A 16568-nucleotide genomic window follows, 5' to 3' on the forward strand; every position below is an offset into this window, starting at 1 on the left:
GCGGCAGCAAAGCTACGGAATCCGGCCCCATAATTACAAAAGAAAATATTAAGATAAAAAGGAGAGAAGACCATGAAGAAAAATAAATTTGGATTGATCAGTTGTGCAATGCTGACCTTAATGATGTGTATTCCATGCTATGCGAGGAGCACGGATGATTATTTAAAAGAAATTACGGAAATCAATGAAAATACAAAAAATGTTACCATTCAGGTGAGTGTTCCCGAAGGTTTCGACCAGAGGGTTGATGTATACCTGAATAAAGAAGGACATGGAATCACGGCGGGAGATGGTTACTCCATCACCATCCCAGTAGATCCTGGCCTTTATGATGTTCATGTCATTTTGCCAAAAGACGTGATGAACCAGTACGTAGCATCCGTACAGAAAACGTTGGACATCCATTCTGACACTACGCTTTCGGTAAATGTAGCGGAAAATCCGGAATATGGAAAGACTTCCAACAATCATACAACGGAGCAGACCGGCGATGGCGCGTATGAAAATTTTGAACTGGAAGATGGACCGGCCGTATATGATTATTCAGATGGCAAAGAGAGTGGGCTCATCCATATTCAGGCAAAAAATTACGGAGTCTTTGAGAGCCTGACCTATCATCTTGTTGGGGAAACAGTGTATGACGTTGTGCTCGACATGGATCATGGTTTTGAAGCAAATGTAGCATTGCCTGCCGGGGAATATTATGAAACTGGCACTATGGAGTACAAGCTTTGTGATTGGGTACCTGAAAACCTTGATATGACATTTAAGTGGGAACACAAGGGAAATATCGGTGCGTTTGGTCGATATTTTACGATTAAAACCGGCGAAACAGTCGAAGATACCGATCTTATCGTTTATATGGTTAACAGCACGGAAACAACGGAAGTCAATGCCAATCAGATGAATAACGGACGTGTTATCGAGGAACAGATTGATGCAGAACAGAACCATGAAAATGAAGAATTGAAGAAAGCTTTCCCGGAAGAATTCCCATCTGATTCCTCCATGGAAGAAACAATTCCGGCAGCTGAAGTAACATCAAACGTGGCTTTTGATTTTACCAAGGTAGCAAAAATTGCAGCAGCCATTGTCGTTGGTGTTGCCATCGGAGCCTGCGTGTATTACAAAAAAAAGAAAAAATAAGTCTTCAGGTTTTTGAAAGACCATCCGCATGGGTGGTCTTTTTCTTTGCAATTTTCTATATGCGCGTAAATGCTATTTATTAGCAATCCGTGATATTTGATTGTATCCTCGCCCATAATTTTACCATCAGAAAATATGGGAAGGAGGGAAAAGAATGGGGAAACAGATTATGAGGGTGGAACCGATCCATTCCATGCAGGCATTCTCTGCAAAATTCAAGCATAACTATCGAATCGGCGCCATTCCAAATGCTAACGAAGCATACAGTCACATGAATGAACAGATTATCCGTCTACCGGCAGGTGAGACTTATAATACATTTTTTGAAAAAAAACTCATGGAACTTCCGTATTACGAAACGCACAAAATAAGAAAAAATGCGACTCTGGGGCTGGAGTTCATGTTGTCTTATGGAACAAGCGGTCTTCCCAAGGATTTTTCCGTGAAAGAATGGATGGAGAAATCCAAGCAGTTTCTTATGGACCAGTTTGGCAAGGAAAATATCGCATCCGCCGTACTCCATATGGATGAAGGAACGCCGCATATTCATGCAGTAATTATACCAATCAAGGACGGAAAACTGAGTGCGCGCGCCTTTCTTCCGGATCGGCAGGCCATGCGAGATCTCCATACCAAATATTACCAGTATACAAAAGAAGTTGGACTGGAACCGGAAAACCGTTACATGCATATCCAGCACCAGAAAGTCGGTATGTTTTATTCCAACATTAACCTGGCGCTTGAAAAAACGCTTCCGGGCCCGAGGGATGATGAGACTTTGTATGATTATTCAAAGCGAGCAAATGAGTTTTATCAGCAGCAATGCCTGCGTATGCTGGGCAAGGACTATCAGATCGATCAGTTAACCAAAGAAAATAAAGCATTAACGAAAGCCAATCGGACTCTGGAAGCGGCAATTGAAAAACGTTACCAGCAGTATGTGGACGAGATTATGGATGAAATTGGAAGCGTGGAGAATGCTGTACATGCAATCCATTACCGTGATAACCTGCAAAAGGGCATTGAATGGACAAATCAGACGAACCCGGAGCTTGCTGAGAATGTGGCAGAGATTATTGATAATGTTCAGCGCAATTACGAAAGGGCCATGTTGCAGGAAAAAGAAAAGTAGGCCGACACCGTTCATACAGGAAAATGACGGAAAAATTCCATAATTCCAGTATCACAAGCAATCATCAGAGGAGGAATGATTTTGAAAAGAAAAATTGTAAAAACCGCGGCACTTGCACTTTGTTTGATGTGCATTGGAGGTCAGGTTTATGCCGCGCCAGTAGAACAGGAAACGGAGACAGTAACATCAGAAGTCCTTGCGCAGGAGTCTGTTGCCGAATCAGAGCCTGGCACCGTTCCGGGTGAAACCGCCCAGGAAACAGAAACAACAGAAACGTCTGAAGCAGAAAGTGAAGAGGAGGTTGTAGAAACCGAGACAGCATCGGAAAAATCAGAAGAGCCGGAATCAGAGTCTGCAACAGAAGCGGAAACCAAAAAACAGGATGACTTAAAAGAAGATATGATTGATATTCTGACGCCGGATAACGGACCGGATGAGGAAGGCTATGTGACCATGGCGATGCGGACGGCAAATGATGTTGTGCTTCCGGTCAAGATTACCATGAAGAAAAATGATGAGGAGACAACTCTGTCCGTCGCATACCAAGGGCAGCAGATCCGTATCAAGCCAGGTACTTACCGACTGACAAGTGTTGTGGACGGAAATGGTAAGAAGCTGGATGACGGAGCAAGACTGACGATTCCGGAAGAAAATGGAAATGTTTATCTGGATTTTAAAAAGCCGGACGGAACGGATGATAATATGTTTCTGCAGTTTTTGAGATCTAATTTTTTATTCATTCCGATTGCCGGACTGATTTATCTGTTGTATCAGTATCTGATGAAAAGGCGCTAAATAGGTGTATTTTACATATCCGCAGAACCATGGAAATCGTAGATTTATCACGGATGAGGTAAAATCTGCATAAGAACTGGCGTAGACCGGTTGGTTTCACGTCTCTGTAAGCATCTGGCCCGTTTCATATACGGGCCTCGAATTGAAATGAATAGAAATGAGGAAAGACATGCTAAAATACCTGTTTATCGCCGAGAAGCCATCCGTAATGAACGCGGTGAAGGATACCTATCACCGCCACAAAGCAGACATTGCAAATAAAATCGGCGAAATTGAATTCACCGCCTTGTCCGGTCATGTATGCAGATACCTTGATCCGGACGAATATTCAAAATGGAAGGGACAGCGGTGGGATGAAATCGACCTGCCAATGATTCCGGATCCGTTCCTGATCACAAACATCAGTCAGCCTACTCAGAAGAAGCGTGTGTTTAATGACATTCGTGACACTTTAAAGAATGGAAATTTCGACGGTATCATCGTTGGCACGGACTCGGATGTGGAAGGCAACGGAATCTATTATCTTTTAAGTGAATGTTTAAAACTGGGACAGTACAAAACACTGCGCTATTTTGAAGCCTCCCTGACCGATGCGGAAATTTTGAAATCACTGTATTCCATGACGGAATTTTGGAAGGATCCGAGGGATGTCCATATGACGCAGGCATATTTGGTGCGTTCCCATGGAGACTGGCTGGTCGGGATGAACGCAACCCGTTCCCTGACCGTCAAAATTGGAACCCTGATGCGTGTCGGAAGAGTGAAGGCACCGACTCTGAGGCTGGTATACTTAAACTCCAGGGCGATTGATGAGTTTAAACCGCATTCCGATTTCCTGGCGCAGGCCGTATATCAGGAAGGATTTAGTGGTATTTACGTGACGAAGGATGGGCCGGTTTTATATGACACCAAAGAAAAGGCAGAGGCATTTCTTGTAACCCTACGAGGTGCATCAACAGCAACTGTGGCCGATATCAATCGTAAAGCTGTAAAAACGGCAGCGCCGAGATTGTATAAACTTTCCACGATTCAGGGAGAGGCCGGAAGTAAATACAATTATAGCCCACAGAAAACCCTGGACACGATACAGACATTGTACGAAAAGAAGCTGGTGTCTTATCCACGTACGGACGGCGAGTATGTTTCAACGGATAAAGCCAAAGAGTTTGAAGCACTGTTAACATCTGCTTCCTTCGTGCCAGCACTTGAGCCTTATATTGCAAATATCACAGCTTCAGACATTGCGCGTGTCCGTGGCAACAAGAATGTGGTAAATGATGCGGAAGTACAGAAGAAATCGCATGATGCGCTTCTCCCTACGGAGAATCATCCTGATTACGATTCTTTAAGTGATGCCGAAGAAAACATTTATGACATGATCTGCAGAAGACTGACGGCACAGTTCCTGCCGGAGCTGGTAGAAGAGAAAACAGTTCTAATTACGGATATCAAAAACTGTATTTTCAAATCCAACGGAACATCCATAAAGGAAAAGGGATGGTCGGAATTATACGATCGTCAGACCAAAGGGGAAACCATTCCGGCTAATATTAACTGCGGCACCGTCCTGAATATTAAAAATATGCAGGTACATGAAAAGAAGAGTACTCCGCCGAAGCGCCTAACAGAAGCATCCCTGATAACCGCCATGGAAAATATCGGAAAATATATTGACGATAAAATGCTGAAACAGACCATGGACAAGGCGCAGGGACTTGGACAGCCGTCCACAAGAGCCACGATCATCAAAGCCCTGCTGGATACCGGGTATATGGAATCCAAAGGAAAAACAAACCAGCTTTTCATTACGGAGCTTGGCATCCGGTATGTGGAGGCCATCGCAAACTTTACCATTTCCGATCCGGTACAGGCGGCACAGTGGGAAAACCTGTTCCAGAATGTGCGCGAGGGAAGTGTGGCATATGCGGATGCGGAGCAGCAGTTTATCCGTTATGTCCATGATTTTGTACGGGAAGTCGGAGCAATGCAGTGCGCGCCAGCTCCAAACAGTATTCATTCCTATACATCGCACACATGCCCGTACTGCGGAAAACCTATTTTAAAGTTTAAATGGGGTTATGCATGTGAGGCATCCAAAGACGGTGGTTGTAATTTTAAAGTCGGCAATTTAAACGGGCAGGTCAAAGATTCAGACATGGATGACCTGTTGACAAAGGGTGAAACACGCATGTTTAAAAATGCGGTCAAATCTCAGAAAACCGGAAAAAGTTACGATGCAAAAATGAAACTGGAACCAAAAGGATCCCAGTTTGCCGTGCGCGCTGATTTCGGACAAACTTCCGGCGGCGGAAATGTGAATGGCATTACATGTCCTTATTGTGGAAAGCCGGTACATACGGCATCCTGGGGATATGCATGCGAGGATTATAAAAAAGGCTGCAATTTTGCCGTTTCTTCCAATAACGGAAAACTGAAAGAAAAAGATTTAAAAGAACTCATCATCAAGAAACGAACAAGAGTATTCCGCTCATGGGGCAAATCCAAGAAAACCGGGAAGCCGTATGACGCATATCTGGAGCTGCAGCCAAAGGGATCTGCTTATGCGACTGAAATGAGATTTCCGGAACGCGAAAATTAGAAAGGAGGCAGGCGGCACCTGGAATCTTGGTGTCGCCATACAGAATATGACAAACAGACCGATTCGTATTCAGATTGACGCAAAAGTGAAGGGCATGGATGAGAAGCATGTAGAAATCGACTGCGATGATTACATCTTGTTCTATTCCAAAGTGAACGGTGCAGCTTTTGATCCAGAAGGAAACAAAGAACCGTCCTTGACCAGAGAAGTATCTGCCGGAGTTGCGGGTTTCAAAGAGACGTCGGATATATTTAACCGTCTGACCCAGGGGACTCTTGGCTTAATCAACATTTCTGACGATGAGAAAGTCAATCACCATAACCTGATCAATTTCATTATGTATCTGATTCATTACGGTGGACTTGAGGGAGATGTAAAACTTTCCGTCAGTGAAAAATATCTGTCCAATGCCGGCAAAAACCCGGTACCGTCAGAAAATACTACAAAGGAGGCACAGCATGAATAAAAGCAAATTACTTGTGTGCAGCACGGCGATTGTTGCAATCGCATGTGTGCTGATGTCCGGATGCAAAAAGAAAGAGGTGCAGGAGGGGCCGGTAGAAGAAACGCTGACCGCCATCACACTAAATGACCTGAGCGCCGGGAACTTCTATGTGAAATCCGGAGATTCATTTTATCTGCTTCCGTACGAAGACCAGAACTTTGATGCAAGCAAAGAAGTGAAGTCCACGGATGATTCTGAAAACGGCATGACCAAACAGGACGATAACCGCTTGCTGGATTTTGTTTACAAAGATTCGGCAATTCCGACCCTGTATAAAAACGATCAGCTGATCTATGTGTCCACAGACCCGATTAACTCTTTTTCCTGGGAGCGCTTTAAAGACTGTGGGTATTCCATCGGTGTATCCGGCTTGTTGATGACTAACTCAGGAAAAGCAAAATCCGGAGACAAAACCAGACTGGCGAACGGTTCTTCCCTGCAGGCTGCCTTGTCCGGAGTGCAGATGCCGGAAGGCTCCGATCTGACTGTGGATAAAATCAACGGAACAGGAATTTCCAAACAGTATGTCAATGAAGCAGGAATCATCACAGGTATGAGCAAAGACGCGACAGCCCAGATTGATTTTTATGTCGGCACAGCGCCACTTCAATTGACTGCACTGGCCGACACCCGCTATTTCAGTTCCTTTGAACTATATCAGACGGACCGTTATACATTGTCTACGGATGGCTATGCTGTTATTGAAGTTCCGTCCTATTTCAAATCCGGCTATTATCTGTTAAATGGAACCGGGCTTGTAAAATTCCTGAACGTAGACCGCGGTGTGGATGAAAGCGGAATCAGTCTGGAAACCCCTTATTATTACAAGGGCTCAGATGGCAAGACCATGACTTTTTATGAATGGCAGGAAGCGAATGGAATCGTAAGCAATGATGGGGTGGCCGCCACGGAACAGACCGGCTTAAAAATTAATCCGGACGATTATGCGGAAAAACAGAAAATTTCAATCGACCAGACGCAGAAGAATATGGATCTAACTGTCGCATACCGTTATATCAGCGATGAGAACCGTACGGAAGCAAATAAAAACGGTAAATTTCCGAAGGCATATCTGATAGATCCGGTTGGTAAAGTCACCAGACTGCAAGAGGATAATAGTAAAACTTACGACAGCAGTAATCAGAACGGCAATACTTATCTGAGTGCAAGTATTCAGGATGTGATCGCGGGAGACTGGTATCTTCTTTATGAAAATTTTGAAAACACCTATAAAAATGCTGAAATAAACATCAGCAGCGGCAATGCGACCAGCTATTATCATAACAGCAGCCATGGTAACATTTCCATTTACTATGATGCATCTGCAACTCCGCATGATTTTACCATCACATGGGAACAGACTGACCGTGTTTTGAAAAATATTCGCCTGACTGCGCCGGATGGAACGGAATATTCCGCTGCAACCACCCCTGGCAACATCATGGCTAATGAGGGCGGTAAGTATGTCATTAAGGTACCGAACCTGGTAGCTGGAACTTATACATTTGACATTGAGGGCGATAAGCTCGGACGTGTATGGGTAAACTGCGAAGAGTCTGTTGGGTTAAATATCGCACAGGAAACAGAGGTAGAGCCGGAGGCGGAAACCGAAGCGCAGCCGGCATCATAACGAAAGGAGGGATGACGTGCGCGGTTAAAGACGACCGCGCACGGATTGGCGTATGAGACGATCAAAAAGAATGATTTTGACTGGTTTTGCTGCAATGATCTGTCTGACCGCCGTCGGCGGAACGGCAGCACTTTTCCGGGCAAAAAGCATCATAAATAACCAGCTCTCAGCCGGATATAATACAATTACCATCAAAGAAGATTTTACTCCGCCAAAAGAAATGAACACCGGAGAAAATACATACAAAAAAAATGTGGAAGTGAAAAATACCGGAACAGTTCCGTGCTATGTACGCGTGTATGTAGCATTTTCAGACTCAAACGTTGCAGATGTTTCGGAATTATCCCCGGACGGTAGCAGCTTTTTCTCGGCGGAAAGCTACGCGGATCATTTACCGGAGCATTGGACATATATCGAGGAGCCCGATGATGCGGAGTTAGGAGGATACTATTACTATACAGAACCGGTGGCTGCGGGTAAAACGACAGATGCTTTGTTTAAAAAGGTAAAGACGACGTTTCAGACTGCGGCGGATGTACAGGATTATGAAATCATTGTTTATGCAGAATCCGTACAGACTGCTGATAAGGATGGTGCCGAATTTACGGGCAGTGATCCATGGAAACAGGCATGGACAGAATTTCTATCAAGAAAATAAGCAGTAACAAAACTCCCAGGACCCCGGGAGTTTTTGTTTGCTAGGAGAGGATTACAGATTCAGAAAAAACATTTTGCTTTCATTACCAAAATTGATGATTACAAATGCAGGAGTTTTGCGTATAACGGTGCCAGTGCCAAATTCAGAATGATGCACTTCCATGCCGGTTGTAAATGTGGCTGGAGAGCCTTCGAGAAACGCATCATGGACCGCACATACACTTTCTTTTCTGTTTTTCTCATCCAACTCTATTTTCTTTTTCTTCGCTTCCAGATCTTCCTGCATTTCCGCTAAAAAGATGGAAGGAGCAACACCAGTAAATCCTGGATTTTCACCGGATTGTCTGCTTTTCTTCTCGCGATATGCGTAATTACATAGATACAGGGATTCTCTTGCACGCGTCATGGCCACGTAGAACAGACGACGCTCCTCCTCAATCTCAGACGCTGATTTTTCAGAACCATTTTTATCTTGTGCGGTTGCTGGATTTTTACCAGGCATAATATTCTGGCAGCAATCCAAAATAAACACATGATCCCATTCAAGCCCTTTGGAACGATGCATGGTAGCGAGGGTAACGGCATTATCATCCTTTTCACTTAATTTCCTGCGGTGTGCGGCAACATGGCGTTTAGCTGCTTCCATCCATTCGCTGACGGAACGATATTTCACAGCTTCGCGTAAAAAGAAATCCAGTTTACTAAAAAACACGCTAGGTTCCATGCCGATACTGTCTGCATAATCACATAAAAAAGCGCGGTAACAGCATTCATTACAGATAATTTTTATTTTATCAACAAGGGGACACTGACGGGAACCACACAGTATTTTATATAACTGTCTGACTTCTTCCACGGCTCTTTTTTCATATGGCTTATGCAGCGTAGCAAGCTGGAGCATGGCTTTTTCATCAAACCCGTCAAGAGTGGAAAATAATGATTCCTTCAACCATCTGACCGGACGGTTCAGAATCCGCAAAAAGCATTCTTTATCCCAGTTTCCCTCCATCAAAGTCAGATAGGAGATAAGGTCACGGAAAATAAAATGTTCATAGTCATCATGTATGGACTCACCGGCCGTATAGGGAATCTGTAAAATGTCAAAGGCACATGCAAGATCTTCCAACTGGAGATTGGTTCGCGCCAGAACAGCGATATCGCGTGCGGAAATGCCATCAGAAATCATGGATTTGACTTTTGCAGCGATCCATGAAAGCTCCTCGCTGCGTATTTTTAATGTTTTGACAATCACATCGCCATGTCCATCCCGTGCAGCTTTAATATTTTTCTCGAAACGTTCTTTGTTATGTCCGATAAGGTTCCGAGCTTTTCCAATAATCTCCGGTCTGGATCGATAATTAGTATCCATGGAAATAATCTTTGCATTTGGGAAATCTTTTTCAAAATCCAGCATGATTCCAGGTGTAGCACCGCGGAATCCATAAATGGATTGGTCGTCGTCTCCAACAACACAGAGATTTGCAGTATCACCGGCAAGCATGTATAAGATATCCTTCTGCACCAGGTTGGTGTCCTGGTACTCGTCGCATAAAAGATAGGAATAACGTTTCTGTAATGTGGTCAGAACGGTGCTGTTGGAGCGAAGCAGATCTCTGCATACGCAGAGCATATCGTCAAAATCAAGGTATCCGGCTTCGCGTTTTGCTTCCTGATATGCCGCAAAGAGCGCCGGAAAAATGTTCTTATCAACGGAAGCCGGATGAAACATGCTTGGTTCATAACCGCTGTTGGCGCAGGCGCTAATATCTGTAAATGCACCCTTGAGCATTTCCGCGTTTCGGTATGGTACGCGGATTTTACGAAAGCACTGTCTGAGCAATCCATATTGAATTTCCGCAGGCATAACGTTGACAGGCACGTCAGAATATTCTTTTAAAATGCGAAGGCACATGGAGTGTATTGTACAAAATGCGACGCAACATTCGCCATATTCTTTGATATAACGGGCTTTCATTTCCTGCGCAGCAGCATCTGTGAATGTTACCATCACAATAGAACTCGCCTGAATTCCGGACGTGATCATGGAATTGATACGGCGGAGCATAGTTGTAGTTTTGCCACTGCCTGGGCAGCTTACCAATAATACCGGACCGTTATGAGTCTGAACAGCTTCTTCCTGAGCTAAATTTTTCTGGAACATCATTATTTCCCCTTTGTGTTTCATTCATTGACCTTATTATAACCCCGCATTTGCGTTCGTGCATGGAGCGAAATGCTGCGGATATGGTAAATTGTGATATTTCACGCCATTCACTATATTGATTCATCAGATCCCATAATTTCTCTGAAATAATCACAAGACATGAAGGAGGATATCATGGAAGATTTACTGAAAAATGAAGAAAAGAAAGAGATCCCGCGTGAGTATGTGGAAATGGCGTATGTCAAAGAAACCGCAACCGGACGTGGGCACAATGAGTTTTTTATCATGGAAAACTTGAAAAATGGTTCCATGAAAATCACAACTGGAAGAGTAGGTATCACAATCGGGCGATATAAACCGACCAGCCAGATCTTTCCGATTGAGGACTGGGACAACGTGTATGCCGCTAAAATCCGTAAGGGATACATGCCGATCAAAACTAAAAAAATGGACAAGATCGAGGTTACCAAACGGAATGGCGGTGTACAGGATGGTTCGTTTGCAGAAATCCCGGATGCTAAAACCCAGGCTTTTGTGAATGAGTTGCTTGCATTCGCAAAGCACATCTTTGAACAGTCATATACCGTCAAGGTTGATGACATTTCAGATGAAATGATCGCGCTTGGCGAACAGACAATCAAAGATCTCGTGGCGGGACAGGATCGTATGAGCGTAGCAGAATTTAATAACAAGTTAAAGCTGCTTTATACTGCCATTCCAAGACGAATGGACAAACTCTCTCTGCATCTTGCGAAGCACAAACAGGATTTCGCGGGCATCTTGGTAGACGAGCAGGATCTGTTCGACATCATGGTTTCCCAGGTACGTGAAAATCGCATGGATCACAAGGATGAAAAAACAATCCTGGATGCCAATGGTATTGAAATGCGCCCGGTAACCGATGAAGAGGAAGACTATTTAAAACAGATTTTGACCGGGAATGCAGGAAAGTATATCGAGGCATTTAAAGTATGCAACCACGCAACGGAACATGACCTGGAAGAATTTGCTAAAGCAAATGATCTGACCATGGAAAATGGAATTAAATATTTATTCCACGGCACTAAGCATGAAAACGTCTGGTCTATCCTGACAACAGGCATCAAGAACCGCCCGCCGAAAGATACTGTCCTCACCGGTAAGGCATACGGATATGGTTCCTATTTCGCACCGGATGCTATCAAGTCCTTGGGATATACATCCAGAGTCGGAGCGAAGTGGACAAGCGGTGGACAGAGTTATGGTCTGCTTTTAGTCTGCAAGGTTGCGGTCGGAAAAGACGGCACTTATTATGACGGGCATCTTGGATTGGACAGCGGTCTGTGCTGGGAAAAACTGAAATCCATTGCGCCGGATGCATTATGCACCTGGGCGGAGTCCAGATATTCCGGATTCATGATGGATGAGGTCATTGTCTATCAGGACTGCCAGGACAGCGTGGAGTATGTAATCAAGGTTTCCGCGTAAGCGGGAACCTGAATGATCAAAGGAGAACGGCATGAGAAAAAATGAAAATGGCTATATAGAAAAGAGAAGTTCGGAATTCCGTGGTGCAGATCGTTGTAAGGTGCTTCGTAATTATGATGGTCTGAACGGCATTCTGGATACTGTAAAGGAATCCAACTTTGATGAAGCGATCCTGATGAAGGATCTGATGAAAGGCTACCTTGCCGGAAAATATAAACCGGGCGAGTTTATGGGCCTTGTGGAAGAAGGACTTGATGACGAGCAGATGCTTCTGCCGGAACAGAGAAAAGCTAAGGCAGAACGCCTTTGTAAACTATTCCTGCGCGCGGCAAATTCTGAGAAGCGCCAAGCAACCTTTGTCGGCCCAAAGCATATTGTGGAGGGAGAATACCAGGTGACGGTATTCCCGGACGCAGCATTTTTCGAACAGGACAGCGTGGAAGTGGTGCTGTACCGTCTTGGCAAACCGACAGTTACCCAGAAAGGGCACAAACAGGATGCATCCGTCAATAACTGTCTGGAGTTATATTTCCTGCTCCGCTATGCACGCACGCTCGTGCCGGCAGGAAAAATCTGGAAGGTGAAGGCTTCCTACTATTTCATGCGTAAAACCACAGATACAGCTGATACGCTTTCGGACATGGATTTCTTTTCCGGAAACGGAGGCAATGTGGTAACGCTTGAAGAAGTATGGAGTGATACCATGGGAGATACCCCGAATGATGAAATGTTCCGTGATCAATTGGAGACTTACACAGAGGGCTCTGATATGTGCGGAGAAGATAATTGCCGATACTGCAAGATGTATACGCAGTGTTTCTGGCAGAAGCTCCCAGAGAAGTACGAAGAAAAAACATTGTCAGGCAAACAAGGGAAAATCGTGCCATCCGATGCACAGCAGCGGGTGATCGATTTCCGGGAAGGTTACTGCAAGGTCAACGCAGGCGCCGGAACCGGAAAAACCGAATGCATGACTGAGCGCGGAGCCAGGATGTTTGAAGCCGGGACCGACCCGCATAAGATGCTTTTTATCACTTTTACGGAGGCGGGCGCTACGGAAATGAAGGAGCGCCTTGCCAAGAAAGCATCGGCAAGAGGTTTAAATATCGGGACGGATGACATTCAGGCCATGACATTCAACAGCTTTGATTTCCAGATCGTGAAGGAAAATTACGCAGAGCTTGGCTTTACAGCCATGCCTAATGTTATTGATCGCGTGCGCAATTACGTTACGATCACAAGACTGCTGGAAGAGAAAGAGATTCCTGGACTTGATTATTTGAACTATACCATGGACCACGGGGCGCTCGCCTGCGTATCCAAGGTGATTGAAGTGATTAAAGCGGAGAACCTTGACCCGGATGATCCCGCGTCGGTGAACAACCTGCAGCATGCCATCATAGACTCCGGTTATATCAGCAGTCTTGATACCAATCAGCTTCGTGATATTCTGGCACTGTGTAAACGGTATAACGAGGAACTTAAGAAAGATAACCTGGTACAGTTTGCTGATCAGGAACCGCTTGCCAACAAGTTCCTGGATGCACACCCGGATTACCTGGAGGAACGCTACGGTTTTGAGCATATCGTGGTGGATGAATTTCAGGACAGTAATGATGGCCAGCTTGACAAGATCAAACGTCTTTGCGCTTGCCCGTCATTTAAGAGTCTTATGGTGGTTGGCGATGACGCTCAGTCCATTTACTCTTTCCGCAATACATCGCCGGATAATATTATCCATTTCTTTACGAAAATGGGTGTAAGCGGTACGGAATTGTTTCTGACAGAGAATCGCAGAAGCTGCGAGGAAGTCGTGGAGCTTTCCAATGCGGTCAATGACCTCAATACGGAAAAAGTGGATAAAACCATGGTTTCCACAAGAGGGAATGGCGGTAGCACCAGAGTCAAGGGCTTCTTTAAGAAGCAGGATGAATACGCGTGGATCGCGGATCAGATCGGAGAACTGATTGATAGCGGTGTGCAACCGGAAGAGATTGCGTTTATCGCGTTCACAAAAAATGAGATCAGCGAAATGTCCGCAGCTCTTTCCAAAAACCGCATCCCGTGGGTAATGAAAAATCCACTGCGTTTAATGGAAAACAGCCGTGTAAAGGCGGCGCTTTCGTTAGCCATGGCATTCTATGAACCCGACGCGACTAAGTGTTATTTTGACTATCTGGTTGCACAGCATGATGGCGATCTGATTGCGGATATGGATGATGATGCCGTAACAGAGGTAGTAGAACAGCTGAAGGATTCCTTTGAATCCATGGAGGACCTGCCATTTGATGTGCAGCGTGTAATCTTCCACCAGATGCTTGATGATATCAAAGGTGACGATGAAATTTACGCTCATTTCCTTGATCTGGTATACGCCAATGAGGATCTGCAGAGTGAACTGGAGTATATCCGCGATTTTAAGCGTTACGGCGAAAAGGAAGAAAAGCGAATGGAACAAAAATACGAGGGGGTCACCCTGGTCACCGCACATTCTTCCAAAGGATTGGAATGGAAATATGTGTTTAACAGTGTTTCAAAATACGATTCCGAGTACCTGCACAAAAACAGCCGGAATTCCAAGAAACGTTTAGAGGAAACCAGAAGACTTCTTTTCGTTTCAATGACAAGAGCCAGGGATTCCCTGACTGTAACCGGGCAGTACATTGCCTATGGTACAAAAGAAACCGGTTATGAGCAGAATCAGTTTCTGCGTGAAGTTTACCAGATTCTTGGAGAAACCTATGATCCGGTTGACCATGAAGCGGAAAAACGTAAAGCAGAAAAAGAGGCTGCAAAAAAGAGTCGAAAAAAGAAAACAGCGTAACTTCCAAACAACGCCCCGTTCATGCAGATGCGTAGACGGGGCTGTTTTACAATATACAAAAAAGGAGAAAACATATGGGATGGACAAGTTATCATGCACAGTATTACACAAAATCAGGCAGAGTGGACCGGAAGCGGGAATGTGATGCGTACTGGTTGGAAGGACTGAATGCGGGGCATTTCGCCGTGGTCAAGTCCAGCATGGTCGGAGCTACATACTATGCGGCAATCCGGCCCCTGTTAAGACGCACTGGACACAACGATGAATTTGAAGCGATTCCGGAGGCAGAGCAGGATGTTTATGCAGTCATCTTTTTAACGCAGACTAACCAGCGGGATTATTACAACTTTGCTTATAAAGATATGGATGAAACCATGGGACCAGAAGCGCGTTGCCCGGTTGGTATTCTGAAATGCTTAAGTCAGACAGAAAATAAAACCGCACTCGCCTGGCGCGAAAAATGCAAGGAATATGCAGAGCAAGTAAGAAAATATCGGAAAAGCAGAGAAAAACTGAATGCACTGCCATTATTTACATGGATCAGTTTCGTTGCTGATCAAAATTATGGCAACGGAGTGGTCCACGCCGGTGATACGGTAACAATTCAGAAGCGCTGCGTCGGCTCGCGTACTTTTTGGAGTGATGGACATTATCGCTGGCCATCGAAATTTATACCGACTGATTTTACGGTAGTGCAGTAACAAAAAAGACGGCAATTTGCAGAAAAGCAAAGGAGAATCTTATGGGCGAAAGTGCAGAAAAGATTGTGAATACCAACATGGGTGCGATGCCGCTGGAGGATTATCTGGATATTGTCGCATTGCAGCATGGTTTCGATAGTTATGAGGAAATGAAGACAGCAGGATATTGGATCAATACAGATAATTTGTAACGAAAAAATAATATGAGTACAGAATGTAAACATGTGAGAGACTTGGATTGTGACGTGACACGGTCCAAAGAACTCTCGCTGTTTTAACAAAGGAGAAAAATATGGGACACTTATTAGAATGGTACACCAATACAGAAAAATTTCAGGGAGAGGTAAATCTTAAGGTTATCAAATTCATTGATGAAATTACAAATTTCCCTGACCGAGACGGGAAATCCGGGGAGCAAATTGATCATCTATTTTCCGCCGGATACTGTTATTATTTCGCCAATATGCTTAAAACTGCTTTTGGCGGACAGTTATGCTGGGCGCAGGATAGAGGGCATATTGTATGGGCCGATATCCAGGAGGGATGCACATTCGATGAGCTTCAGAAAGCCCGTGCTTATGATATCAGCGGTATATTTGACGATTACGAAGTGCTCTGGCCGGTTTCCTACCTGGGTGATGCGATTGTCGATTATCTGCACAATGAGCAGACCTTTCACGTGAACGATCGCTTTAAAGCCTGGTGTGATTTTTGCCATGTTACCGAAATGTATGCCGTCGACATGATCTGGTGGACGATCCCGACGAAAGAAATCAAAGCTCAGTATCACAACGGTTCCGATTACGTACAAACTGCTTATCAGTATTGGATGGAATATGCATCTGAATTGCAGCAGATCATCCGCTATTATCACAAAAGCCATAAGTTTTTCTATCCGGATCATGCCGGTATCGAAGCATGTATGGCAAAACTCGAACAATAAGGAGA

13 protein-coding genes are annotated in these 16568 nt (G+C 44.7%); 12 read left to right on the forward strand and 1 reads right to left on the reverse strand.

Annotated features, from left to right (window positions below):
* The first annotated feature begins 72 nt into the window (after window positions 1-72).
* From GPK83_RS05395 to GPK83_RS05425, 7 genes are all read left to right on the forward strand, one after another.
* Window positions 73-1146 (forward strand): hypothetical protein, encoded by a 1074-nt coding sequence (locus tag GPK83_RS05395; protein WP_215704201.1) that lies wholly within the window; start codon window positions 73-75, stop codon window positions 1144-1146.
* Between the two features lie 154 nt (window positions 1147-1300).
* The gene (gene mobV / locus GPK83_RS05400; protein WP_275950612.1) at window positions 1301-2278 is read left to right on the forward strand and encodes a MobV family relaxase; all 978 of its coding nucleotides are present in this window, start codon (window positions 1301-1303) and stop codon (window positions 2276-2278) included.
* A gap of 81 nt (window positions 2279-2359) precedes the next feature.
* Window positions 2360-3073: a hypothetical protein gene (locus tag GPK83_RS05405; RefSeq protein ID WP_215704203.1), complete on the forward strand. Its 714-nt coding sequence runs from the start codon at window positions 2360-2362 to the stop codon at window positions 3071-3073.
* 169 nt (window positions 3074-3242) lie between these two features.
* A complete protein-coding gene (locus tag GPK83_RS05410; RefSeq protein ID WP_215704204.1) occupies window positions 3243-5672 on the forward strand; it encodes a type IA DNA topoisomerase in 2430 nt (809 codons plus the stop codon).
* A 46-nt stretch (window positions 5673-5718) separates the two neighbouring features.
* Window positions 5719-6138, forward strand: a complete 420-nt coding sequence (locus tag GPK83_RS05415; RefSeq protein WP_215704205.1) for a hypothetical protein — start codon at window positions 5719-5721, stop codon at window positions 6136-6138.
* Entirely contained in the window at window positions 6131-7807 is a 1677-nt protein-coding gene (locus tag GPK83_RS05420) for a hypothetical protein (protein ID WP_215704206.1), read from the forward strand. Before GPK83_RS05415 ends, GPK83_RS05420 begins: the two co-directional genes overlap by 8 nt.
* Before the next feature lie 52 nt (window positions 7808-7859).
* Window positions 7860-8465, forward strand: a complete 606-nt coding sequence (locus GPK83_RS05425; protein ID WP_215704207.1) for a hypothetical protein — start codon at window positions 7860-7862, stop codon at window positions 8463-8465.
* Window positions 8466-8516: 51 nt separating this feature from the next.
* On the opposite strand, the gene GPK83_RS05430 is transcribed toward GPK83_RS05425, so the two are convergent.
* Window positions 8517-10625 (reverse strand): ATP-dependent helicase, encoded by a 2109-nt coding sequence (locus GPK83_RS05430; RefSeq protein WP_215704208.1) that lies wholly within the window; start codon window positions 10623-10625, stop codon window positions 8517-8519.
* A gap of 177 nt (window positions 10626-10802) precedes the next feature.
* Between GPK83_RS05430 and GPK83_RS05435 the strand changes: the two genes are divergently transcribed.
* From GPK83_RS05435 to GPK83_RS05455, 5 genes are all read left to right on the forward strand, one after another.
* Window positions 10803-12095: a hypothetical protein gene (locus GPK83_RS05435; RefSeq protein ID WP_215704209.1), complete on the forward strand. Its 1293-nt coding sequence runs from the start codon at window positions 10803-10805 to the stop codon at window positions 12093-12095.
* A 31-nt stretch (window positions 12096-12126) separates the two neighbouring features.
* A complete protein-coding gene (locus tag GPK83_RS05440) occupies window positions 12127-14919 on the forward strand; it encodes an ATP-dependent helicase (RefSeq protein ID WP_215704210.1) in 2793 nt (930 codons plus the stop codon).
* A 74-nt stretch (window positions 14920-14993) separates the two neighbouring features.
* Entirely contained in the window at window positions 14994-15620 is a 627-nt protein-coding gene (locus GPK83_RS05445; RefSeq protein ID WP_215704211.1) for a hypothetical protein, read from the forward strand.
* A gap of 41 nt (window positions 15621-15661) precedes the next feature.
* Window positions 15662-15811: a hypothetical protein gene (locus tag GPK83_RS05450; protein ID WP_215704212.1), complete on the forward strand. Its 150-nt coding sequence runs from the start codon at window positions 15662-15664 to the stop codon at window positions 15809-15811.
* A 101-nt stretch (window positions 15812-15912) separates the two neighbouring features.
* Window positions 15913-16563 (forward strand): hypothetical protein, encoded by a 651-nt coding sequence (locus tag GPK83_RS05455; RefSeq protein WP_215704213.1) that lies wholly within the window; start codon window positions 15913-15915, stop codon window positions 16561-16563.
* Window positions 16564-16568 lie beyond the last annotated feature (5 nt).

The sequence above is a fragment of the Clostridium sp. MCC328 genome (assembly GCF_018785465.1).
In the GTDB taxonomy this organism is placed as follows: Bacteria; Bacillota; Clostridia; order Lachnospirales; family Lachnospiraceae; genus Pilosibacter; species Pilosibacter fragilis.